The organism is Algibacter amylolyticus (genome assembly GCF_014202225.1).
Classification (GTDB): domain Bacteria; phylum Bacteroidota; class Bacteroidia; order Flavobacteriales; family Flavobacteriaceae; genus Algibacter_B; species Algibacter_B amylolyticus.
This window is the reverse complement of sequence record NZ_JACHGE010000009.1, coordinates 74,361-97,166: the sequence shown is the minus strand read 5'-3', so window position 1 is coordinate 97,166 and position 22,806 is coordinate 74,361. Positions and strand designations below refer to the sequence as shown.

Annotated in this window: 22 protein-coding genes and 1 tRNA gene; 12 read left to right on the top strand and 11 right to left on the bottom strand. The window is 33.5% G+C overall.

Annotated elements, in window-relative coordinates; all coding sequences use genetic code 11:
• The first annotated feature begins 43 nt into the window (after positions 1-43).
• Positions 44-418: a VOC family protein gene (locus HNQ90_RS15025; RefSeq protein WP_144116514.1), complete on the top strand. Its 375-nt coding sequence runs from the start codon at positions 44-46 to the stop codon at positions 416-418.
• 126 nt (positions 419-544) lie between these two features.
• Here the strand turns inward: HNQ90_RS15025 and HNQ90_RS15020 are convergent, their stop codons facing one another.
• The 6 genes from HNQ90_RS15020 to HNQ90_RS14995 form a co-directional block, all read right to left on the bottom strand.
• Positions 545-1,300, bottom strand: a complete 756-nt coding sequence (locus HNQ90_RS15020) for a LytR/AlgR family response regulator transcription factor (protein WP_144116515.1) — start codon at positions 1,298-1,300, stop codon at positions 545-547.
• A gap of 247 nt (positions 1,301-1,547) precedes the next feature.
• Complete coding sequence (locus HNQ90_RS15015; RefSeq protein WP_241678363.1) at positions 1,548-1,916, bottom strand: 2TM domain-containing protein; 369 nt, start codon at positions 1,914-1,916, stop codon at positions 1,548-1,550.
• Positions 1,907-2,209 (bottom strand): 2TM domain-containing protein, encoded by a 303-nt coding sequence (locus tag HNQ90_RS15010; RefSeq protein ID WP_144116516.1) that lies wholly within the window; start codon positions 2,207-2,209, stop codon positions 1,907-1,909. The genes HNQ90_RS15015 and HNQ90_RS15010 overlap by 10 nt, the downstream gene beginning before the upstream one ends.
• 12 nt (positions 2,210-2,221) lie before the next feature.
• The gene (locus HNQ90_RS15005) at positions 2,222-3,562 is read right to left on the bottom strand and encodes a 2TM domain-containing protein (RefSeq protein WP_144116517.1); all 1,341 of its coding nucleotides are present in this window, start codon (positions 3,560-3,562) and stop codon (positions 2,222-2,224) included.
• Between the two features lie 22 nt (positions 3,563-3,584).
• On the bottom strand, positions 3,585-4,208 hold the full coding sequence (locus HNQ90_RS15000; protein ID WP_144116518.1) for a hypothetical protein: 624 nt from the start codon (positions 4,206-4,208) through the stop codon (positions 3,585-3,587).
• Between the two features lie 187 nt (positions 4,209-4,395).
• On the bottom strand, positions 4,396-5,130 hold the full coding sequence (locus tag HNQ90_RS14995; protein ID WP_144116519.1) for an energy transducer TonB: 735 nt from the start codon (positions 5,128-5,130) through the stop codon (positions 4,396-4,398).
• A 271-nt stretch (positions 5,131-5,401) separates the two neighbouring features.
• Here HNQ90_RS14995 and HNQ90_RS14990 point away from each other — a divergent pair, with 271 nt between their 5' ends.
• The 5 genes from HNQ90_RS14990 to HNQ90_RS14970 all read left to right on the top strand — a co-directional run bounded on the left by HNQ90_RS14990 (position 5,402) and on the right by HNQ90_RS14970 (position 8,164).
• Positions 5,402-5,911, top strand: a complete 510-nt coding sequence (locus HNQ90_RS14990) for a DUF3124 domain-containing protein (protein ID WP_144116520.1) — start codon at positions 5,402-5,404, stop codon at positions 5,909-5,911.
• On the top strand, positions 5,908-6,468 hold the full coding sequence (locus HNQ90_RS14985) for a Crp/Fnr family transcriptional regulator (RefSeq protein ID WP_144116521.1): 561 nt from the start codon (positions 5,908-5,910) through the stop codon (positions 6,466-6,468). Before HNQ90_RS14990 ends, HNQ90_RS14985 begins: the two co-directional genes overlap by 4 nt.
• Positions 6,469-6,617: 149 nt before the next feature.
• Positions 6,618-7,427, top strand: a complete 810-nt coding sequence (locus tag HNQ90_RS14980; protein ID WP_241678364.1) for a type 1 glutamine amidotransferase domain-containing protein — start codon at positions 6,618-6,620, stop codon at positions 7,425-7,427.
• 2 nt (positions 7,428-7,429) lie between these two features.
• The gene (locus tag HNQ90_RS14975) at positions 7,430-7,822 is read left to right on the top strand and encodes an ACT domain-containing protein (RefSeq protein ID WP_144116522.1); all 393 of its coding nucleotides are present in this window, start codon (positions 7,430-7,432) and stop codon (positions 7,820-7,822) included.
• A gap of 15 nt (positions 7,823-7,837) precedes the next feature.
• The gene (locus HNQ90_RS14970) at positions 7,838-8,164 is read left to right on the top strand and encodes a DMT family transporter (RefSeq protein WP_144116523.1); all 327 of its coding nucleotides are present in this window, start codon (positions 7,838-7,840) and stop codon (positions 8,162-8,164) included.
• A 174-nt stretch (positions 8,165-8,338) separates the two neighbouring features.
• Here the strand turns inward: HNQ90_RS14970 and HNQ90_RS14965 are convergent, their stop codons facing one another.
• The 3 genes from HNQ90_RS14965 to HNQ90_RS14955 form a co-directional block, all read right to left on the bottom strand.
• Entirely contained in the window at positions 8,339-10,492 is a 2,154-nt protein-coding gene (locus HNQ90_RS14965; protein WP_144116524.1) for a TonB-dependent receptor, read from the bottom strand.
• A gap of 347 nt (positions 10,493-10,839) precedes the next feature.
• Positions 10,840-13,221 carry a glycoside hydrolase family 20 protein gene (locus HNQ90_RS14960; protein WP_144116525.1) on the bottom strand — a complete coding sequence of 794 codons (2,382 nt, stop codon included), beginning with the start codon at positions 13,219-13,221 and terminating at the stop codon, positions 10,840-10,842.
• 404 nt (positions 13,222-13,625) lie between these two features.
• Positions 13,626-13,699: transfer RNA gene (locus HNQ90_RS14955), tRNA-Arg, on the bottom strand.
• 165 nt (positions 13,700-13,864) lie between these two features.
• Here HNQ90_RS14955 and HNQ90_RS14950 point away from each other — a divergent pair.
• The 6 genes from HNQ90_RS14950 to HNQ90_RS14925 all read left to right on the top strand — a co-directional run bounded on the left by HNQ90_RS14950 (position 13,865) and on the right by HNQ90_RS14925 (position 20,516).
• The gene (locus HNQ90_RS14950; protein ID WP_144116526.1) at positions 13,865-14,863 is read left to right on the top strand and encodes a c-type heme family protein; all 999 of its coding nucleotides are present in this window, start codon (positions 13,865-13,867) and stop codon (positions 14,861-14,863) included.
• Positions 14,864-15,333: 470 nt separating this feature from the next.
• Positions 15,334-16,056: a peroxiredoxin gene (locus tag HNQ90_RS14945; protein WP_144116527.1), complete on the top strand. Its 723-nt coding sequence runs from the start codon at positions 15,334-15,336 to the stop codon at positions 16,054-16,056.
• A gap of 112 nt (positions 16,057-16,168) precedes the next feature.
• Positions 16,169-17,500 carry a cytochrome ubiquinol oxidase subunit I gene (locus tag HNQ90_RS14940; RefSeq protein ID WP_144116528.1) on the top strand — a complete coding sequence of 444 codons (1,332 nt, stop codon included), beginning with the start codon at positions 16,169-16,171 and terminating at the stop codon, positions 17,498-17,500.
• 2 nt (positions 17,501-17,502) lie between these two features.
• Positions 17,503-18,576 carry a cytochrome d ubiquinol oxidase subunit II gene (gene cydB, locus HNQ90_RS14935; RefSeq protein ID WP_144116529.1) on the top strand — a complete coding sequence of 358 codons (1,074 nt, stop codon included), beginning with the start codon at positions 17,503-17,505 and terminating at the stop codon, positions 18,574-18,576.
• Between the two features lie 15 nt (positions 18,577-18,591).
• Complete coding sequence (locus HNQ90_RS14930) at positions 18,592-18,900, top strand: hypothetical protein (protein WP_144116530.1); 309 nt, start codon at positions 18,592-18,594, stop codon at positions 18,898-18,900.
• A 158-nt stretch (positions 18,901-19,058) separates the two neighbouring features.
• Positions 19,059-20,516: an NAD(P)/FAD-dependent oxidoreductase gene (locus tag HNQ90_RS14925; RefSeq protein WP_144116531.1), complete on the top strand. Its 1,458-nt coding sequence runs from the start codon at positions 19,059-19,061 to the stop codon at positions 20,514-20,516.
• 210 nt (positions 20,517-20,726) lie between these two features.
• Here the strand turns inward: HNQ90_RS14925 and pncA are convergent, their stop codons facing one another.
• Both pncA and HNQ90_RS14915 read right to left on the bottom strand, forming a co-directional pair.
• The gene (gene pncA, locus HNQ90_RS14920) at positions 20,727-21,338 is read right to left on the bottom strand and encodes a bifunctional nicotinamidase/pyrazinamidase (protein WP_144116532.1); all 612 of its coding nucleotides are present in this window, start codon (positions 21,336-21,338) and stop codon (positions 20,727-20,729) included.
• A gap of 2 nt (positions 21,339-21,340) precedes the next feature.
• Positions 21,341-22,738, bottom strand: coding sequence for a nicotinate phosphoribosyltransferase (locus HNQ90_RS14915; RefSeq protein WP_144116533.1), 1,398 nt, complete (start codon positions 22,736-22,738; stop codon positions 21,341-21,343).
• Positions 22,739-22,806 lie beyond the last annotated feature (68 nt).

The following is a 22,806-nucleotide window of genomic DNA, read 5'->3' as shown; positions in this document are numbered from 1 at the left end:
TCTTTGTAATGCAATAACGCAACAAAATATAAAAGCAAATAATATGAAAAATGTAAATCCTGTAAATTGGTTCGACATCCATGTATCTAACTTAAACCAAGCTAAAACATTCTACGAAACTGTTTTTAATATAAAACTTGTTGATTTTCCTGCAGAATTTGGAAAACAATCTGGTTTCCCATTCGATCCAAAAGGGTTAAACATTACTGGTGCCTTAGTAGAAAAAAAAGATTTTGTACCTAGTAGTAACAACACGGTTATTTATTTTGAATCGCAAGACTGTACAACCGAAGAAAACCTGGTTGAACAAGCAGGTGGAAAAATTATAAGACCTAAAATGTCCATTGGAGAATTTGGTTTTGTTTCTATATTACAAGATATAGATGGTAATGCTATTGGTTTACATTCAAGAACATAAATACTAGTACTCTATTAAATAATATGTTTTAAAACACAAATGGTTTTATCTGTTTGTGTTTTAAACTTTATACATGTATTTTACTTGACTGGTAGTTGAAACTAAAATGTACACTAAAAACTCGAGTTACTCCAACCAATTTTTAAAATCCTTAACCCGCTCTCGTGCCACAATAACATCTTGCTCGTTATACGAGTTTAATTTTATTTGCAAACGCGAATTGGTATAACTCACCATATCTTTTATGGCATTAATGTTTACAAAAAACTTACGGTTAATACGGAAAAAGGTATTGGGTTCTAACTCGTTTTCTAGATTATCTAAGGTGGTATCTAAAAGATAGTTTCTTCCCTCGGCGGTGTGTACATAGGTGCCTTTGTTTTCGCTATAAAAGCATTCTATTTCGTCTATATTTATAAGTTTTAGGTGCTGCCCTACTTTAACCGAAAATCGTTTTTTGTACTCGCGATCTAAAGGGTTTATTAATAATTTTTTAATATCGTTAAAATCGAGGGTTACGGCTTGCTTTTGCGGTGCTCGTTCCTGGTATTTTTTTACTGCGGTAGCTAAATCGTCGTCATCAATAGGTTTTAGCAAATAGTCGATACTGTTTAGTTTGAAGGCTTGCAGTGCGTACTCATCGTAAGCGGTGGTAAAAATGATGGCCGATTTTATTTCGATAGCTTCGAAAATCTCGAAAGATAAGCCATCGCTTAATTGAATGTCTAGAAAAATTAAATCGGGATGCGGGTTATTTTGAAACCAATTTATGGACTCTTCGACGGAGTGCAACATGACTTGAGCTTCTAAATCTAGACTTTGAAGCATACGTTGTAAGCGTCTTGCTGATGGTTTTTCGTCTTCTATTATTATTACGTTCATTGGTTTTTGTTTTATTTTTTTATCATGTTCCTGTTGCAAATCTCTTTTTTTAAACACCAACAAGGATTTAAGCCCTGTATGGAAAGGCTAACTGAATGTTAACTCTGCCTTTTGCAGACTTACCCGCGCTAGGGATTGCAGCGAAAAGCCCACAGCGGAGGTACGGAGCGAGGACTTGCAGCGTAAAGCCCGACCCTTGTGGTAGCGCCCAACTTCTAAAGTCTTTTTAAATACTTGAAGCCACATTTTATTTCCACTGTTTTTTATCCTTTTCCATATATTGTTTTATCTTTTTTTCTTCCCAGGCTTTACTAAATATTGGGTTTTTACCAAATACGCCTATGGCATGAAAAACGATACCAATACCCCAGAAAAAAGCGGTTGAAAAGGTACCAAATTGCCAGAATTGGGCACTGCTTGAGTTTATGGCTATCATGGCTATTAAAAAAATATTTACTAGGATGTACCAGAACGCGTGCCAATAGAAACCTTTTAGCGCTTTTACGCGTTTTTTGGCTCGTATATAGGCTTGCTCTTTATCGTGATTGTTTTTAGTGAATGGTTCTATATTAGCGTTTTGCATAGCGTTGTGTATTATTGGAGTTGTTATTCCCATTTGTTTTCTTCTTTTCGCATAATCTCTTCTATTTTGCGTGCTTCCCATTTTGAGCCTAAAGTATCTTTAAACACAAAAACTCGAAGTGCATGAATGGCTACCGCTATACCCCAAATAATTATGGAATACCAAAACCATTTATAATCCCAATAGGTTTTGTAATTTATAAAAATGGTAAACGGTGTAAATAAAATATAGGCAACAAGATGCTGGTAAAAACCTTTTATGTTTTGGATGTGTTGGCGCGCCTGCTCTTGCTTTTTATTAATTTCGTTTTCTAAATTATTTTGCATGACTACAGTATTTTAATCCCAATCGTTTTTATCTTTTTGCATATACTCTTCCATTTTACGCTTTTCCCAGTTTCGGCCAAATGCACCGTCGTTTATAAATACTCTAAAGGCTTGTATGGCTAAGCCTATGCCCCAACCAAACATTGGGAACCAAAACCATTGGAAACCCCAATAAGTTCGGTAATTTATAAAGATTAAAAAGGGAATAACTAAGCAGTAAGATATTAGGCTGTAATAGAAGCCTTTTAGCTCGTCGACGTGATTTAATGCACGCATGTAACTGTCGTCTAATTTTGATGTGGATGGTTCGTTTCTCATAACTGATATTTGTTTAGTAAGCATAGGTATTGACACTGCAAAACGGTTTGCTTCTTTATATATATTTACTTGTTTGTTGGTTAATAAACCATAGCGTTGCATGATATTGCTTAAGCCAACACCACTACTCTTTTTCACTATTTGCTTGGGTTGTAAGTTGTTTTCGACTATTAAATTACCCGCGTCCTCGTAAATTCTAATTTGCAATGGTTTACTAGAGGTAACTGTATTGTGTTTTACTGCATTTTCTAGTAGTAATTGTAACGATAATGGCACGACTTTGCTTTCTGGGTTTGATGCGTTTTCGGGCATGTTGAAAATAATACTGTCTTCGAAACGCATTTTAAGCAGCGACATGTAGGTTTTGGCGAATTTTAACTCCTCGTCTACCGTTACCAGTTCTTTGTTTTTTTGCTCTAAAACATAGCGATACACTTTGGATAGGGATGTTGTAAACTTTTGAGCATTTACGGGGTTCTCTTCAATTAAACTGGTTAAAACATTTAAACTATTGAATAGAAAATGTGGATCTAATTGGTTTTTTAAAGCATCGAACTTAGCGCTTGCCGTTCCTGCAATTACTTTTTGCTCTTTTATTTTGTTTTGCTGATACTTATTATAAAAATAAACAACATGAAAAATAATAACAATGGTTAGGGTGATCCATAACCCAAATTGATAAAACCTAAAGTGCTCGTTGGCTAGAAACTCTGAAAACGAAATACCATCGTAAATTACAGCGGTTGATGCTCTTAAAGCAAACAGGCCAATTAATGTTATAACAGTAGACCCAATAATGCCAATAACAACCCGCTTTATGGTATCGCTTTTTTTCCAGTTGCGACGTTCCATATAATCGAAAAAAAACATATTAGAATAGCCTAATACAAAGGAATACAATTGATAAAAGCTAAAGTTGACTAAAAATTCTGTTACCGTTTTAAAATTAAAACCACCCGATATTAGATTGCCAATAGCAAAAATGATACAGCCAATTACTACAGTGATAATGATATTTTTATTTGATTTTATCATGATGGTTTTTATCTAATCGGTTTTATTTCTCGCAAGCGTCTAACAACATTTTTGCTCTATCTGCTCCCCAATTTGGGTGAAATGCTGTTTCTGGTTTAAAGTTAGCAAAAAGTTCTGTGGCATGCTCTAAATCTTTACAAAATGGCGTTGTATCTTGACCAAAATATTTTGCTCCGCCCATATCCCACTCTGCTTTACAATATACAGCACGAGGGTTTGTAGGATCTATTAGTTTTGCTTTGGTATACAACTCTATAACTTTTCCTGATAGGGTCATACCATAGGTTGCACCATCAAAAGTAACCCAAACCGTGTGTAATAAGGCTTGAAGCACCAAAATCTCTGGATTATCCTTTGAAATTGCGGTAGCATCATTAATTAAATTTTGAGCTTTTTTAAGTTTCGCAGAAAGGACATCTTCATTTTTTTCGCCAAAACTATACAGGATATTAATTTGAGCCGCATAGTATGGCGGTAACCAATTATCTGGTTCTGCGTGTGCAATACGCTCAAACAAATTAGAAGCTTCAATTGGTTGGTTTTGCGCCCATAAATCAAAGGCTTTTTGCATACCTTTTTCATAGTTTGTTTGTGCAGTACCTAATCCAGAAATTAGTAGTGTTGCGATAATAAATAATTGTTTCATGATTGATTATTTTAAATTGATGAAACAAATATCCAACAGAACTAAAGGTTTTAAAAAACCAACTTACCGAATTGTAATTTTTTAATACTGAATTGTAAAATACAACTAACAAACAACCAAAAGAGGCTGCTTGATATGTTATCAAACAACCTCTTTTATATTGAAATAGTCACAAATTTAAAAACTACTAACCACCATCATACTTAAAGAAGATAGGTACAGCGTATGCAACTTTTACAGGTTTACCACGTTGTTTACCAGGTTGCATTTTTGGTAATTTACCTATAATACGTTCTGCTTCTTTTTGTAATATTTGATCTGGACCTCTAGAGCGAATTCCGGTTATGTATCCCGTTTTATCTATTACAAATATTACAGAAACTCGACCTTGAATACCTAAATCTAAAGCAGCTTGTGGGTAATTAAAATTACTAGTTACATGCGCTAACATCTTTTTTTGAAAACAGTCTTTAGTTGCTTGTTTAGATAAGCCCTCGCAACCAGGAAATACTGGTACATCTTCTATAACAGCGAAAGCTACTTGAACGTCCTCTTCTATTTCATCGACAACCACATCTCCAACAGATACAATACGCTCTTCAATAGCATCAGATTGATCAATTTCTGAACTTTCAATTATAGTTTCTTCAATTTCAACAGTATCATCTACAATTTCAACCGATTCGCTAATAGCCGCAGGTGGCGGCGGTGGCGGTGGCGGAGGCGTACTCATGGCAATAATAGGAATTTCTTCTTCTACTACATCTTCCATTTCTACAACATCGATATTAGACTCTACTTTATCATAAGTTCTATATTCTATAGCCTGCCAAGATAAAAACAACATTAAATTTAGTCCGATAGCAAAATAAATACTACTATTTCGTCCTATGTCTAGGTTTGGATTTTTTTTAACTTCCATAACATTTAGTTTTAATAGATGGCTAATACTTTATTAAGTCATCTCAATTTCAATACCCTAAAATTATTGTATCTTCAATTAATCAACTATGATATTTGTCATATCTTAAAATTGACCCCCTTTTAATTTAATATGACAAACATTATTGATTTTAAAGTTTAACGCCCTTTAAAATATGAGTTAAAAAAGTAATTTCATGCCGCATGCATAAACGTTTCTAGGTAGGGTGTGTTATATTTGTAATACAGCATTTGAATAAAATCGCATTAAAATGAAACTAAAATATTTTTCGCTCGCTCTATTCTTTATTATTTTAAGTTGTAATGAAACGAAAGAAGTTAGTTCGCTTCATCATGAAAATTGGTCGAAACGTAAGGCAAATATAAAGACTACAGATTCTCTAGAATTTGGTAAATCGTACCTATCTATATATTCTCAAATTTATAGTGTGTCTGAGCATACTACGCATAATTTAACTGTTATGGTGAGCTTAAGAAACACCAGCGATTTAGACACCATATACCTTTTAAAGGCTAACTACTACGATTCTCATGGAGCACCTGTAAAAACCTATTTTAAAGATCCAATTTATTTAGGACCTATGGAAACCACCGAAATTATAATTGGTGAAACCGATGTTGCTGGTGGCACAGGCTCTAATTTTATTTTTGAATGGAAAGTCCCGAAAGGCTGTCCAGAACCTTTATTTGAAGGTGTTATGAATTCTACTAAAGGACAACAAGGTTTATCCTTTACCACACAGGCAAAGCGCATTCAATGATTATAGATCAAATTCTGAACAACATATATCCTTTACCTGAAACTTCAAAATCGATAATTAAAGCATGTATTTCAGAAATTAATTTTCCTAAAAAACATGTTCTATTAAGAGCCGACAAAATTGAAAGTAGTATTTATTTTATTAAAAAAGGAATTGTGCGCGCCTATACCAATTCCACCGATAATGAAATTACATTTTGGTTCGGGAAAGAAGGAGACCCCGTTATTTCAATGAAAAGCTATGTTACCAATCAAAAAGGTTACGAAGACATAGAGCTACTAGAAGAGTGTGAATTATACGAGCTAAAAACTGAAAAATTACAGAAGCTTTTTGAAAAAGACATACATATAGCAAACTGGGGACGTAGGTTTGCCGAACAGGAACTTATTAAAACTGAAGAACGACTTATTTCTCGTCAATTAGGAACAGCTAGAGAACGCTATATAGAACTTCTAGAAAACAATCCAGACTTAATTAAACGTGTACAATTAGGCCATATCGCTTCTTATTTAGGCATTACACAAGTTAGTTTAAGTAGAATTCGCGCAGAGATATAATAAGCTTTCTTTTTTTATCATTTGTTAAATAGTTTCTGCAAAATGTTTAAGAGTTTTGTGCTCTATTATTCTTTGCTATACGGGGTAATTTTATTTTACTATTTATTAAGCAAGAATGATTTTAAAATTAACTTTAAAACATTTTAAATATGCACATTATCAAAAAACTTAAAACGCCTCTTTATCTATTCATGTTTATAGCATTACTTATAAGCTGTAACACTAAAAACAAATCGGACAATTCTACTGTAAAAGAAGAAACTAAAGTCGCAAAAAAGATATTATTTGTAGTTACAAGCCATAGTAAAAAAGGAGATACTGGAGAAAAAACAGGTTATTATCTTGGTGAAGTTTCTCATCCTTGGGATGTTTTACACAGCGCTGGTTACGATATAGATTTTGTGAGTCCACAAGGTGGAAAAGCTCCTGTAGATGCCTTCGATATGACTGATGCTATCAATAAGAAATTTTGGGATAACAACACGTATCGCAATAAAATTGAAAACACTAAAAAGCCAAGTGAAGTAAATCCGGAAGACTATGTAGCCATACATTATGCAGGTGGTCATGGTGCGATGTGGGATTTTGCAAATAACACGGAAATTGCAGAAATTGCACAACAAATTTACGAAAACAACGGCGTAATAAGCGCGGTATGTCACGGACCTGCTGGCCTTGTAAACATTAAATTAAGTAACGGAAAATATCTTGTAGATGGTAAAAAAGTAAATGCATTTACCAATGAAGAAGAAGTAAAAGTAAAACTAGAGGATGTCGTTCCTTTTTTATTAGAAGATCAATTAAGAGCGCGTGGTGCTATTTTCGAGAAATCTGCTCCCTTTAATAAACACGTAGTTACCGACCAACGATTAGTAACAGGTCAGAATCCACAATCTGCTCATAGCGTTGGTAAAGCCACCTTAAATGAATTGCAAAAACTAGCAAAAAACACAAAGTAAAAATGAGCGGAGAAAAACAACTAGACATTCTTTTAAAGTCAATGAAACCAAAACACAACGTGGGTGAATTTGTGTTTTGCAAAACGAAAAATCTAAATAGTATAAATATCAGTCAAGTGATTATGACTTTTAAAGAAGACGAAAGCATAACTATAGTTGCTAAAAGAGAAATCGCGGACCAACTAAATTTAGACTACTCTTTTGTTGCCTCTTGGATTACACTTACCGTACACTCCTCATTAGAAGCCGTAGGTTTAACATCTGCATTTTCCAATGCACTATCTAAAAACGGAATTAGCTGCAATGTTGTTGCTGCCTATTATCACGATCATATTTTTGTTGATAAAAAGGACACGGATAAAGCTATGGAAATATTGAATTCATTTTCCAAATAAATAAACTAAAAACGAATGAATTGGATTCTATTAATAATCGCTGGACTTTTTGAAGTCTCCTTCGCTTTTTGCTTAGGAAAAGCAAAAGAAACTACCGGAATCGACATGTGTTTTTGGTATTTAGGTTTTATTATTACGTGCGGTATAAGTATGGGCCTATTAATTAAAGCCTCACAAACATTACCCATTGGAACCGCTTATGCCGTTTGGACAGGCATTGGAGCAGTTGGAACGGTCTTGATAGGTATACTTGTGTTTAAAGAACCTGCTACGTTTTTAAGGTTATTTTTTATCATCACTTTAATAGGATCTATTGTTGGCTTAAAGGCAGTTTCGCAATAGAATAAAGAAAAGAATAAACATACAGAAGGTACATGAGAACTAGAGGATTTAGCATTCAAGATATTGAAGATTAAAAGCTTCGCGAAAAAGCAATTAGAATGGAGAAAGAACAAAATGTAGAATATGATGAAGTTTATATCCTTATAAAACCTCTCCCGTCTCCAATACTAAATGCTATAAATTATCTAACTGATTGCTCTTTTTATCCTCACTAATAGTCCAAAAGAACCCTACAAAAAAGAACTGATCGGTTGCTGGTTGTAAAGCACGTCTATTAAAAGTCCCATTTAAATCTGGCGCATTGGCATATTGGTAACCGTTAATATTTTTAAATCCTAACACATTATTTACAGAGGCATAGAGTATTTTTTGAGGACTAATTAAATAGGCCCAATTTAAACTTAAGCTGTTAAATGATTTTGTTTTATGGTTTAAAAAACCTGTATTATTAGGATTAGTATACGTCCTGCCCGAAGCAAAACTATAACTCATACCAACTTGACTGCGCAATGAATCTATCCAATATTTCCCCACAACCGATGCATTATGCGTATTTGCAAAATTAGGTTGTGCTTTTGTTGGAAAATTATTGTAATCGCGTTGGGTATCTAAAAGCGAATAACTTAACCAATAATCGAAATTTTTAATGCTTTTACTATCTCGCCAAAACAAATCTAACCCTGTGGCATAACCACTACCATTGCTAGTATAATTGCTGTTAAAATTGGTGAACTCGGTATCATACTTAACTAAATTACTATAGTTTTTATAATAGCCTTCGACTCTAAAAATTTTTCTATCGCCATTGTATTGATAATTAAAAATATAATGCGACGCATTTTCTGCTTTTAAGTCTGTATTAAACTTTAAAATATTACTTGAAGGGTTTTGATAAAAATTACCATAAGCGAGAGATACTTGACTTTTGCTACTTGTTTTATAAGCAACCGAAACTCGTGGTGCCATAGAAAAATCTTTAAAAATTGCACTATACTCGCCACGTAGCCCAGTTTTAAGCGCTAAATTTTTAGATATAAATATATCGGCTTCGGCAAAAACGGCTGCAATGTTATTATTATATCCATAATCTTCATGGACAACAGAAGCATCTTTATACGATTCGGTAAATTGAGTTCCAAAATATTCTGTTCCAAAATAAAGTTTCAAACGGTTACTAATTCTGTTTTTAAATTTCATTTTAGCGTGCAATGACTTTTCATGATTATTTATCTTGCTTTCAATTATATTTAAGTCGTTTTTAGCCTGCGTTAAACTAACACCACTAAAAAAAGACCAAGTATCATTTAATACACCTTGATACGATCCGTTTAGGTAAAAATTATTATTTTTAAGTTTAAAATATGCCCCTTCTGGCTCATTAATATCATCTTGAGTAAGTTCGAAATTAGTAGCATCAAAAGCTCCGTAAAGCTTAAACAAGCCAGAGTTTGTTTTCTTTCTAAAAACAGCTTCACCCGATGCGGTTTCAAAAGGCTTTATCCAATCATTTCTACTTTTAAAAATAGTATTATAAGGTGTTAAATTTATGTATGATGCATTAACGCTTAAAGCGCTCTTTTTCCATTTTTGCGTATTACCAAGCGTAGCACCAAGACTCATTATACCTATATCTGTTTTTTCTTGATCGGGCTCATCTGTTGTATTTAAAAGTAAAACACTCGACAAGGCTTGCCCATATTCGGCGGAATATCCTCCAGTTGAAAACGTAATGCCATCAAACAAAAAAGGCGAATATCTACCACGTGTTGGTGCATTATTAGTAGTTGGAGAATAGGGCGTAAATACACGAATACCATCAATAAAAATTTGAGTTTCGTTAGCATCGCCACCTCTTACAAATAACCTGCCATCTTCGGCCACCGTTGTAGTTCCTGGTAAGGTTTGTAAAGCACCTACAAAATCGCCTAATGCACTGGCAGTAGTTACTACATCTAGAGGTTTTAAAGCATTTACTTTACTGTTATCGCCTGCCGAAAATGTTCCTGCCGATAATACCACGGCATCTAAAGCGCTTACATCTTCTCGTAATTTTACTTCTATAGCTTTCATAAAAGTGACATCGCCAACAATTGTAAATGGCTCGTAAGCCAAAAATGAAACCACTAAAGTTTGGGTTCCTTTTGCTGGGGTATCAAAATAAAAGGCCCCTTTTTCGTTAGAAGTAGCGCCATCGTACGTACCTTCTAAATAAACGTTAGCACCTTCTACAGGTTCGTTCTTTGCATTAAGAATGGTTCCGCTTATAATGGTTTGAGCCGATACTTGTAGGCTGATTATCGCCACTAGGATCATGGTAATTTTTTTCATGATGAATGTAATTTTACTGTTCGATTTTTTTAATGAGTTACTGAAAAACAAGTAACATAACGCAAAGGTGCACTACAAGGGCAACTTCAAAAACTCTTAATTACCGAACTGTAAAATTTGTATGATGAATTGAAATCCTATTCTAAATAAATAAGAAAATAAGACATGAGATGAATAGAACTCTATGTGTTAACTACTAAGCACTCACTTTAATTATGTAAATAAGGCAACTATCAGCTGCAATTAAAACTAGAATACAAATAAGCAATAATAACTATTAAAATCTAGATTTTAGAATAGCAATAGTATGATGTTATAACTAATTTAAACCTGATTATTAGATTGGCTTAATTAACTAGTATTTCATCCACAAACAACCAAGCGCCTCCTCCATGTGTAGGCGACTTTTTTAAATTAGTTGCAATTACTTTTATATAACGAGTATTTACTTCATTGAAATTAATTTTAAAAGTAATTAAATCTTTCCCTGAACTTCTGTTATAACTACGTTCTATTTTTCCAACTTCATTAAAAACAGCTCCATCATTTGAAACAAATACGGCAACAGCAATAGGGAAATAAATACCTGATTCAAAATTTTCTATGGCACCTAAAAACACTTCTTTTATAGGTTGTTGCTCTTCTAAATCGATAACAACTTCCATATCTTCTTCTAACCAACCTTGCCACTGGCCATCACGAAAATTTTTTGAACCTCTAATGCCGTTAACTAAACTTAATGGTCCGTCTGCCGGATAACTTTCACTAAAAGAGGACTTGAATTTTAAGGCTTTACCAAAAGCTTTATGAATTTTAATAGTATCGATAAAAGTTTTACCAATTGGTTTCTCGTCTTTAAACAAAGATGCTTTTATGGTTGTTGTCTCTTCAATCTTAAGAGTATCTGTATATTTTATAGCGTTATTTTGAATATTTTTATCTCCTAAAACATAACGAATATCAGGGTTAGGAAATTCATTACTTAAAGATAGACTTAATGAGTTTTCTTCAAGATTAGCTATTGACCTAGAGGTAACTAAATAAATACTTTTAGCATAATTAATTCCTAAATAATCATAGCGTTCAAATTGTGAATGTAGTCGTTTTGTAAAGTCCTCCCAACTTCTAGATTCTTTTGTACTCCAAAGTACTTCAGATAGCGCCGCTAGTCTTGGAAATGTCATATAGTCTGCTTCCTTGTTGGTAGATATATATTCGGACCATAAATTACCTTGAGCTCCTAAAACATGGTTTGCCTGAGCTTCTGTCATGCCTTCAACTACCGGATCAAATTCATAAACCGTACTTAGTGGTGTATAAGCATTAAAGGCTAAGGGCTCTTCACTTCTAGGGCCTTGGTATTGATTAAAGTAGCAATGCGACGCCGGCGTCATAATTACATCATGTCCTTGAGCCGTTGCTTCTAATCCGCCTTCTGTACCTCTCCAACTCATAACAGTAGCTTCTGGCGCTAAGCCTCCTTCTAAAATTTCATCCCAACCTATTATTTTTCTTCCTTTAGAATTAATATACTTTTCTATACGTTTTACAAAATAGCTTTGTAATCCGTGTACATCTTTAAGCCCTTCATCTTTCATTCTTTTTTTACAATTTGGGCATACCTCCCAATGAGGTTTTATGGCTTCGTCTCCACCTATATGAACATATTTGGAAGGAAATAGCGGCATAACCTCATCCAACACATCTTCCAAAAAAGAAAAGACATCATCTTTACCAGCACAATAAATATCCTTATAAATCCCCCAAGATTCCTGAACAATTTTTATTTGTCCATTTTCCTGTAGCTTTTTGGATGTTTCAGACATCATGTTTTGATGCACATGTGTTGGCTCATCTGGAAAACAACTTAAATAAGGGTAAGCAGCAATAGCTGCACTACTATGACCAGGCAATTCTATTTCTGGAATAACAGTTATATTTCTCTCAGTTGCATATGTAACAATTTCTTTTATATCTTCTTGTGTAAAAAACCCACCATAAACTTTATTATCATTTTCACTTCCGGGGTAATGCCCAATTATGGTTCCATTTCTGGATGCACCTACCTCGGTTAATTTAGGATATTTTTTTATTTCTATACGCCAACCTTGATCGTCTACTAAATGCAAATGCAGAACATTCATTTTATACATAACCAACCTATCGATAGTCTGTTTTACAAAATCGATGTCGTAGAAATGGCGAGACACATCTAACATAAATCCCCTATGCTTAAATCGAGGTTTATCTTTAATAATTACGGCAGGTATAATCCAATTAGTAACTTTAGCCAACTGCGAACTTTCAATTGTTGTGGGTAATAATTGACGTAAAGTTTCTAAACCATATAAGAAGCCAGCATTGTCTTTTGCAGTAATAGTTATATTATTAGTAGTAACAACTAATTTATAAGCTTCTTCTTCTAAATTAACATCGGTTATAAATTGGATGAAATTTCTATTTGGAGCCGTTTTAACCACCTCAACTTTAAATCCAGCAGCATTTTCTAATTGGCTAATTAAATACCTAGAAGCAGCTATTAACGCACTATTTGCAGTGACAAACTTTGTATCATTTGAAAATTGAAACACCCCTTGATTAAGGGTTAATTCCAATGGCTTAGGTATAATATTGATATCAGCTTCAGTAAAAACTTTTGGAGTGCTTTTAGTACAAGAACTTACAATAATTAATAAAACAATTGAAATTAACGTATATGCTTTTTTCATATCTATATTATTACGAATGCTTTGGCTATAGCCTACAATATATAACTTTATTTTAATTAAGTGTTTTAAAAACACTTAAAACATTCTACTGTATGTATATCTAACAGAAACCCATACGCCCGTTAATTAATTATATGTCCTTAAGTTGTGGCTGCTACTCAATGTAATCACTTTTTTTTTACTATCTAATACGGATTAGAGATCGCATTTAAAAATTAGAATTAGCTAAGTAAATAACGATAGTTTGCGTTACTTTAAGTAACAGATAATAATTTAAGATTTCGGGTAAAGTGTCTTTTGGATAAGATTAATACTGAAAATCAATAAGATCAAAAGGCTTTAAAAAACAAAAGCAAGCTATATTTTATAGCTTGCTTTATTTTCAACTGGTGTTGAATTTTTCGTGACCTCGACTGGATTCAAACCAGTAACCTCTTGAGCCGTAATCAAGTGCGCTATTCAGTTGCGCCACGAGGCCTTTTTTGTGGGTGCAAATATACATTTTTTTATAAAAAACAACCAAATTTTTTCTTTCTATTTAAATAAATTTTAAAAATTGCTTTTATAAGTCTTAAAAACAATTAAGTAACTAATGTTACAATCAGGTAATTATGCAATACTTAACTTTAAACAAAAAAGTAAAATGCGCAATATATTCCTCCTTACACTACTCCTATTCACTTGTTTTTTTAATTGTAATAACTCAAAAAACAAGGCATATAACGCAATCGATAAATATGAAGATGCTTCGCAAAATCCCGGTAAACAATTAATGGAAACCAATTGTTATGTCTGCCATAGCCCTACAGCTCCACAAAACAATAGAATTGGACCTCCAATGATTGCCATTAAAAAGCACTACATAGGTGATAATACCACTAAAGAAGAGTTTATAACAGCTATAAAAGAATGGATTAAAAACCCGAATGCGGAAGACGCTAAAATGTATGGCGCAGTAAAGCGTTTTGGAGTTATGCCAAAACAAGCATATCCCGAAGAAACCATTGCTAAAATAGCAGAATACATGTACGATTATAAAATTGAAGAGCCAGAATGGTTTGAAGATCATTATAATAATGAAAGAGGCAACCGCAACGGTAAAGGAAATGGGAAAGGCATGCAAAATCAAAAAGCCAAAACTAATTTTGAAGATTTACCATATGCAGAACGTGGGTTAAGGTATGCATTAACAACTAAAGCGGTTTTAGGCAAAAACCTTATGGGAACCATTCAAAACAAAGGCACTTTGGTCGCCTTAACGTTTTGTAACGAACGTGCTTATCCGCTTACCGACAGTATGGCTATTGTACACAATGCTAGCATTAAACGCCTATCAGACAAACCACGAAACCCCAATAACAAGGCTAACCAAGAAGAATTAGAATATATTAATGAATTTAAACAAGTTATTGCTAACAATAAAGAAGCAACTCCTATTGTAAAGGAACTAGATGATAATGTTACGGTGTATTATCCAATTACAACAAACACAATGTGCCTTCAATGTCACGGAAAACCAAACGAAACTTTAAACAGAACAACATTTTCAAAAATTAAAACCTTATATCCTTTGGATAAAGCAATTGGTTATGATGTAAATGAAGTAAGAGGTATTTGGAGCATTACCTTTAACAAAGATTAAGTTTAACCTTTATTAAATTCATGCTAAAAAGTTAAGATGATTATACTGATAAAAATCATATTTAATAAAAACTAGGGTTAATACATTTACACTTTATAGTAACGACTAAATACTTTAAACATGATAACTCAAAACATAGCATTATATAACTGGAGTAATGGCGTAATAATGATTGCTATTTTCGCTCTGGTTTGCCTAACCTTAGTAGGTATTTTGATTAACTTTATGATGGGAGGCAAAAAAAACAACAAGGATACCACTGAAGAGAGGTAATTCAATATGGTGACTAATTTTTAGCTTTAAAGCGCATTTTTTGCGCTTTTTTTTTGTGCTTAATTAGTACATAAATCTTACTAATGAGAGCGCTTAGAAAAGCCTAGGCAAAAGGTATCACTTAAGTGACTATTGTTACAATAAATTAAGCTGTTATACCCTAATTTTACAATATAACATAATAAATATATACAGCTATGAATACTTTAGAAACAGCACAACAAGAAACTTTTGCAATGCCAAGAATTGGAGACAAGGCACCAGAATTTAAAGCCGTAACTACACAAGGAGAAATTAATTATCCTTCTGACTATAAAGGCAAATGGTCTATCTTATTTAGTCATCCAGCAGATTTCACACCAGTATGTACATCTGAGTTTATGACGTTTGCGCATTTAGAGGAAAAATTTGAAAAGGCAAACTGTAGTCTTATTGGTTTATCTATCGATGGTTTATATGGCCATATCGCATGGTTAAGAACCATTAAAGATAAAATTGAGTTTAACGGCATGAAGAACATAGAAGTTAAATTTCCTTTAATTGAAGACATCTCGATGGAGGTTGCAAAAAAATACGGTATGATTCAACCAGGTGAAAGCAAAACACAAGCAGTAAGAGCAGTCTTCTTTGTTGATCCAAATGAAACCGTTAGAGCTATTATGTATTATCCTTTAAGCTTAGGTCGTAATTTTGATGAACTTTACAGAGCATTAATAGCTATGCAAACCTCAGATAAATTTAATGTAGCTACTCCCGCTGATTGGAATCCTGGAGATGATGTAATTGTATCTCCTGCAGGATCTTGTGGCGTTGCCGAAGAACGCATGACGTCTACCGAGGATTTAGACTGTAAAGATTGGTTTTTCTGTACTAAAAAATTGGATAAAAATTTAGTTTTAGATACTATATTAAAAAAATAATTAACCCTTTTTCAAGTTTTCATAAAAAGCCTCTAATTAGAGGCTTTTTTGTAATTAAAGTTACATAGTTTTAAAGCTCTATGTCGTATTTTTATGGTCTAAATATCAATATATGGAAGACATGCTCTTTTACGATAGATTGCAATTTGCATTTACTATCACATTTCATTATATATTTCCGCAATTAACCATGGGATTATCTTTATTGATAGTCTTTCTTAAAGGTAAATATTTACTCTCTAAAATTGAAAAATATAATAATGCTGCAAAATTTTTAATGAAAATTTTTGCTGTTAATTTCACCATGGGTGTTGTAACAGGTATTCCAATGGAATTTCAATTTGGCACCAATTGGGCAAAGTTTTCAGAATTAACAGGTAGTATTATAGGTCAGACTTTAGCCATGGAAGGGATGTTCTCTTTCTTTTTAGAATCTTCTTTTTTAGCCTTATTCATTTTTGGAGAAAAGTTAATGGGACAAAAACTTCATTTCTTAACTGGCTTTTTAGTCTTTTTAGGCTCTTGGGCAAGTGGTTGGTTTATTTTAGCAACAAACGCTTGGATGCAACATCCTGTAGGCTATGAAATATTAGAAAACGGAAAATTTGTACTTAATAATTTTGGAGATCTTTTTACAAACCCTTGGCTTTTACCTGCATTTTTACATAATCAAATAGCATCAGTAGTAACGTCTTCATTTGTTGTAGCTAGTATAGGCGCTTTTTACGTGCTAAGAAATAAGCAAGTAGAATACGGCAAACTCTTCTTAAAAACAGGCGTAATTTTCGGTTTAGTTTCAAGTATATTAGTTGCTTTCCCAACAGGAGATTGGAATGCTAAAAACGTCGCAGAACATCAGCCCGCAGCTTTTGCAGCTATGGAAGGTATTTTTGAAACAGAAGAAGCTGGGTCTGAAATTGTTCTTATTGGGCAACCCAATATGGTCGATAAAAAATTAGACAACAAAATTGCTGTACCCAATATACTTAGCTTTTTAACGCATCAAGACTGGAATAAACAAATTCCAGGAATGGATCAATTTAAAGAAGAAGAGTTGCCAAGTAATATTCCTGCACTTTACTATTCATACCATATAATGGTTGGTTTGGGTACTATTTTTATTGGTGTTATGGCACTAGCTTTATTCTTTTTATGGCGAAAAAAACTATATACTATAAAACCATTACTTTGGACAATTATGTTTTTAGTGCCTTTCCCTTATATAGCTAACCTAACAGGTTGGTATACTGCAGAATTAGGCAGACAACCTTACCTAGTTTACGGTTTATTAAAAACTAGCGATGGTATTTCGCCAACAGTATCTTCAGGGAATACATTATTTACTTTACTTGGTTTTGTTGCTTTGTACATGCTATTAGGCCTATTATTTTTAGTATTAGTCGGTAAAACTATTAATCAAGGTCCAACACCTCAAACACATTAATTATGGAAGTATTTTGGTATATAGCAATAGCTATTGTTTTAGCAATATTTTTTATTTTAGACGGCTACGATTTTGGAACCGGAATCATTCATTTATTCTTCGCTAAAAAAGAAAAAGACAAAGAAGTCATTGCAAAATCAGCAGGTCTATTTTGGGACTCTAACGAGGTTTGGCTAGTGGCCGCAGGCGGTATGCTTTTCATGGCCTTCCCTACCTTTTATGCGTCTGTTTTTAGTGGGTTTTATTTACCACTAATTATCGTCCTTTGGTTAATAATTTTCAGAGCTATTGGTTTAGAATTTAGAGGGCTATTTAAATATCAAATGTGGAAAGACATTTGGGATACCTCATTTGGAGTTTCTAGCTTATTACTAGCCCTGTTTTTTGGTATTGCTTTGGGAAACATTGTTAGAGGTGTAAATTTAGGAGATGTTCAAAATGGAATTTCTGCTCACGAAGGCCATTACTTTTTTCTACCATTATGGAATAGCAGTTTTAGTCCATTAACAGAACATCCTGGGGTTATTGATTGGTTTACCCTTGTTATTGGCTTAATTGCCGTAGTTACCTTGGCCATTCATGGTGCCAATTGGATTATTTTAAAAACTAATTCATCTATAAACAGCAAACTTAAGGGTGTTATTTTTAAGCTGAATATTGTATTAATTGCACTTACCTTATTCTCTTTATACTTATGGCAGATAGTAAATCCGAATTCCTTAAATAATTTTGTTGAAAAACCATTATTAATGGTATTTCCTATTATTTATTTTACAGGTTTAATTGGTTTGTTTTTTATAAAAAGAATTAAAAAAGATGGCCACGCATTTTTATTATCAACCTTATTGATTTTAGGCGGAATCACATCGTCCTTAGCATCTTTATTTCCGGTAATATTACCGTCGGTTAATACGGTTAATGAACCTTTAACAATATACAACACTGCAGCTCCAGAGTATGGATTATCTGTAGCGTTAACTTGGGGTATTATTGGCTTTATTCTTCTACTTGTTTACTTTATAGTTCAAAAAAGACTAATGGGAGGAAAAGTTGACAATATGGATTACGGACACTAGTCTAAACTAACTATTATGACAGGGACTTTAATTTCATTAATAAGTATTCTTATTGGCATTATTGCGGCTAATACCTTTGGATATTTCAATAAAAAATACTCTTTCGGATTAACGGGAAATTCTTTAATTGGTGTTTTTGGAAGCGTTTTACTAATCAAATCTTTTGGAAGATTAGGCTTCGATCCTTGGTCGATAATGCAAAATGGAACTTTTCATATTGGATTATTTTTAATTAATTGTATAGTTTCTATTCTAGGTGGCATTTTAGGACTCTTTATCACAAAACACATAGAAAATAAAATAAACAAAAAAGCAGCTAATTAGCTGCTTTTTTTGTGTAACAAAAGTTACTATTTAACTCGTAAAAAAACACAACCTTTACAACACGACTAAAGCCATCTATTTACCACATAATCAAAATAGTATATTTATTTTTTCATGCTTTAATCGCATATCATTTTAAAATAATCAAATTGTAAAACATGTCTAAAATAGTCATTTTAGGAGCGGGAATTGCTGGCCATGTAGCAGCAACTCATTTACGCAGAAAATTATCAAAAAAGCACGAGGTTGTTGTAGTGTCTCCTAATAGTAATTACCAATGGGTTCCTTCTAATATTTGGGTTGGCATTGGACAAATGAAGTCTGATAAAATTTACTTCCCATTAGCACCATTATATAAAAAGAAAGGCATTGATTATAAACAAGCCAAAGCGATTTCGTTTTTTCCTGAAGGCGATAAAACCGAAGAGAAACCTTATGTATTATCGGAATATGTAGTAGGAGAAAATAAAGGCCAACAAGAAAAAATAACTTACGATTATTTAATTAATGCTACAGGTCCAAAACTAAACTTTGAAGCCACTCCAGGTTTAATTCCGGGTAAAAATAAAGCCTATTCTGTTTGCACATATTCTCACGCAGACCATGCTTGGGAAGGTTTAAAGGAAGTCATTGAGCAAATGAAATCGGGTAAAAAAGTTAAAATACTAATTGGTACAGGACACGCAAAATCGACTTGCCAAGGTGCTGCTTTTGAATATATATTAAATGTAGAGCAAGAGTTATGTAAACACAATGTGCGAGATATGGCAGAAGTCACTTGGATTTCTAACGAATATCAATTAGGCGATTTTGGTATGGATGGTATGTTATTAAGCTACGGAAGCATGACCATGAAATCTCATGAAATGGTTGAAATGATTTTTGAAGACAGAGACATTAAATGGATTCTTGGAGCTGGCGTTAATAAAATAGAAGATGGTTTAGCGCATTACGAAACGCTTGACGGTGAATATAAAACTGAAACTTACGATTTTGCCATGTTAATCCCATCGTTTTCTGGTCATGGTTTTAAAGCTTATGATAAAAATGAAAACGACATTACAGAAAAACTCTTTAAAGGGTTTATGATTGTTGATGCAGATTACACACCAAAACCATACGAAGAATGGTCTGTAAAAGATTGGCCAGAAACCTATCAAAACCCGAGTTACAAAAACATTTTTGCACCCGGAATTGCATTTGCACCTCCACACGCCATTTCTAAACCAAGAACAAGTAAAAACGGGACGCCTATTTCACCAGCACCACCACGAACAGGAATGCCTTCTGGTATTACCGCAAAATTAGTTGCAGATAACATTATAGATTCTATAAAAACAGGAAAAGAATCTTTACATCACAAAGGGTCTATGGGAAATATGGGCGCAGCGTGTATTGCTTCTGCTGGTTATGGAATAACAAAAGGAAGTGGTGTTAGTATTACAACCTATCCAATTGTTCCAGATTATGAGAAATACCCAAAAACACAAGGCAGACAATTAGGCAAAACCTTTGGAGAAATAGGTTTAGCAGGTCATTGGCTAAAATTGGCTTTACATTACGCTTTTATTTATAAAGCTAAAATGAAACCATTTTGGTGGCTGATTCCTGAGTAATAAATAGTAAACTGTCACAACAACTGGTTGCAAAAAACTAGAAAACTAAACACAAATAAAATGACTCAAAGAATATCAAAATATCAAAGATTTAAAATGATGAATCCCATCATTCAGTTTTTCAAGTTCATTTATTTAAGTCTAAAAATAATGATTATTGTAGCTGGAGGTCATGGTGGCGCGAGAAGCTAATGCTATTCTAATATTGTTTTAGTAATACAAAGACTCTGAAGTAATAATCCTAACACCCATTGCAAGCATCTTAGACTTTATAGCTTCAAACGCTTCTACATCTAGAGGTTTAGAGGCATCTTCAATAAAATAGCAGTCAAATCCTTCTTTAACAGCATCACATATAGAAAAGTAAACACAAATATCTGAAGCCAAACCACAAAAATACAGTTGGGTCGCTCCTTTTTCCTTTAAATAGCCAGTTAAACCAGTTGCTTTTAAATGGTTGTTATCATAAAAGGCACTATAACTATCAATAGCTTTATCGGTTCCTTTTCTAAAAATAGCCTCGTACTTTGTGGTGTCCAATTCTGGATGTAACTCTGCTCCCACGCTACCTTGCACACAATGTTCTGGCCATAAAGTCTGCATATTACCGCGCCACTCAATACGATCAAAATCCGATTTACCGTCATGATTTACAGCAAAGCTAGAATGCTCTTTAGGGTGCCAATCTTGTGTGGCTACTATCAAATCAAATGTATCTTTTATGCTATTTATTACCGGTACAATTTTATCGCCGTTAGGCACGGAAAGTGATCCTCCAGGAATAAAATCATTTTGTACATCAATGACTAAAAGTGTTTTCATATTTAACTTTTATGCTGGTTAATGAGATTATTTCGTTCGTTTTTAAGCTTACTACTAAGTCCTATTTTATAAATATGCGGGTTATGAAAACGCTTATATTCAACAGGTAGTTTATCTAAACGCGATTGCGAATATTTTGAAATCTCGGTAACCGTTCTAGCCGGTGCCACACGTTTACCATGTTCCATAACCAATTCTAATAAAGGCTCTTTTTTAAGCTCACTAATATCTATTTGCTTAGTTATATCAAAAGGATGTTCCATTTGGCTTACTTCGCCTTCCGAGTAAATAGCAACCGCATCTGCGCCATAAAACATGCCATCGGCATCCAGCATTCTATACACTTGCTTTTTAAAAGGAAGCGATACTTTTATAATATTTTCAGAGAGTTTAATTCTAGGCGCATCATTAAATTCCGATAATTTATAAACACCATCCAAAGCAGCATCTGGTCTTCCTGTAACGAGATTGGTTCCTACACCAAAAACATCAATAGGCGCATGTTGTTCATTTAAACTTTTAATTACAATTTCGTCTAATTGATTCGACACAACAATCTTTACATAATGTAAACCAGCAACATCTAAAACGGCTCTTGCTTTTTTAGATAAATAGGCTAAATCGCCACTATCTAAACGGATTCCGAATAATTTATCGCCGCGTTCTTCCATTTCTTTAGCCACTGTAATGGCATTTGGTAGCCCTATTTTTAAGGTGTTATATGTATCAATTAAAAGCACACAATTTTTAGGGCGTATTCGAGCAAAATCACGAAAGGCCTCTAACTCGTTATCATAACTCTGTATAAAAGCGTGCGCCATGGTTCCTGTAGATGGGATATTGTAATCCTCTGCTGCTTTTACATTACTAGTACTATCAAATCCACCAATGGCTGCAGCTCTAGAGGCATAATATCCACCTGTAGCATGTGCACGACGCAAGCCCATATCTAATAATATAGCATCTTTGGCACTATAGCGAATTCTACTCGCTTTGGTAGCAATTAAGGTTTGAAAATTAAGAATATTAAGTAACAGTGTTTCTATTATTTGTGCTTCTATAATATTGGCTTCTACTTGTAAAATAGGACGGTTAGGAAAAACAACATCCCCTTCCTTACTAGATCGAATATTGCCTTTAAAACTGAAATTTTTCAAGTACTCCAAAAACTCATTTTCAAATCCTTTTTCTTTTAAATAAGAGATATCGGAATCTGAAAATTTAAGCGAATCCAAAATATCTAATACATCTTCTAACCCAGCAAATATGGAATAGCCACTACCAAAAGGATTATGACGAAAATAATAATCAAATACCGCCCTACCATTTGGTTTGGTAACAAAATAGACCTGCGCCATTGTTATTTGATATAGGTCTGTATATGCAGCTGTAATATCCATAAATTTTTAAGTTTTGTTTGTAAAATATTTAAAATTTGAAAAACCTTAGGTAAGCCTCCTATAAAAGT

Bases quoted from the DNA above. Each gene is read 5' to 3' on its own strand.
- HNQ90_RS15025 (WP_144116514.1), top strand. From the start codon at position 44: ATGAAAAATGTAAATCCTGTAAATTGGTTCGACATCCATGTATCTAAC.
- HNQ90_RS15020 (WP_144116515.1), bottom strand. From the start codon at position 1,300: ATGAACGTAATAATAATAGAAGACGAAAAACCATCAGCAAGACGCTTA.
- HNQ90_RS15015 (WP_241678363.1), bottom strand. From the start codon at position 1,916: ATGGGAATAACAACTCCAATAATACACAACGCTATGCAAAACGCTAAT.
- HNQ90_RS15010 (WP_144116516.1), bottom strand. From the start codon at position 2,209: ATGCAAAATAATTTAGAAAACGAAATTAATAAAAAGCAAGAGCAGGCG.
- HNQ90_RS15005 (WP_144116517.1), bottom strand. From the start codon at position 3,562: ATGATAAAATCAAATAAAAATATCATTATCACTGTAGTAATTGGCTGT.
- HNQ90_RS15000 (WP_144116518.1), bottom strand. From the start codon at position 4,208: ATGAAACAATTATTTATTATCGCAACACTACTAATTTCTGGATTAGGT.
- HNQ90_RS14995 (WP_144116519.1), bottom strand. From the start codon at position 5,130: ATGGAAGTTAAAAAAAATCCAAACCTAGACATAGGACGAAATAGTAGT.
- HNQ90_RS14990 (WP_144116520.1), top strand. From the start codon at position 5,402: ATGAAACTAAAATATTTTTCGCTCGCTCTATTCTTTATTATTTTAAGT.
- HNQ90_RS14985 (WP_144116521.1), top strand. From the start codon at position 5,908: ATGATTATAGATCAAATTCTGAACAACATATATCCTTTACCTGAAACT.
- HNQ90_RS14980 (WP_241678364.1), top strand. From the start codon at position 6,618: ATGCACATTATCAAAAAACTTAAAACGCCTCTTTATCTATTCATGTTT.
- HNQ90_RS14975 (WP_144116522.1), top strand. From the start codon at position 7,430: ATGAGCGGAGAAAAACAACTAGACATTCTTTTAAAGTCAATGAAACCA.
- HNQ90_RS14970 (WP_144116523.1), top strand. From the start codon at position 7,838: ATGAATTGGATTCTATTAATAATCGCTGGACTTTTTGAAGTCTCCTTC.
- HNQ90_RS14965 (WP_144116524.1), bottom strand. From the start codon at position 10,492: ATGAAAAAAATTACCATGATCCTAGTGGCGATAATCAGCCTACAAGTA.
- HNQ90_RS14960 (WP_144116525.1), bottom strand. From the start codon at position 13,221: ATGAAAAAAGCATATACGTTAATTTCAATTGTTTTATTAATTATTGTA.
- HNQ90_RS14950 (WP_144116526.1), top strand. From the start codon at position 13,865: ATGCGCAATATATTCCTCCTTACACTACTCCTATTCACTTGTTTTTTT.
- HNQ90_RS14945 (WP_144116527.1), top strand. From the start codon at position 15,334: ATGAATACTTTAGAAACAGCACAACAAGAAACTTTTGCAATGCCAAGA.
- HNQ90_RS14940 (WP_144116528.1), top strand. From the start codon at position 16,169: ATGGAAGACATGCTCTTTTACGATAGATTGCAATTTGCATTTACTATC.
- cydB (WP_144116529.1), top strand. From the start codon at position 17,503: ATGGAAGTATTTTGGTATATAGCAATAGCTATTGTTTTAGCAATATTT.
- HNQ90_RS14930 (WP_144116530.1), top strand. From the start codon at position 18,592: ATGACAGGGACTTTAATTTCATTAATAAGTATTCTTATTGGCATTATT.
- HNQ90_RS14925 (WP_144116531.1), top strand. From the start codon at position 19,059: ATGTCTAAAATAGTCATTTTAGGAGCGGGAATTGCTGGCCATGTAGCA.
- pncA (WP_144116532.1), bottom strand. From the start codon at position 21,338: ATGAAAACACTTTTAGTCATTGATGTACAAAATGATTTTATTCCTGGA.
- HNQ90_RS14915 (WP_144116533.1), bottom strand. From the start codon at position 22,738: ATGGATATTACAGCTGCATATACAGACCTATATCAAATAACAATGGCG.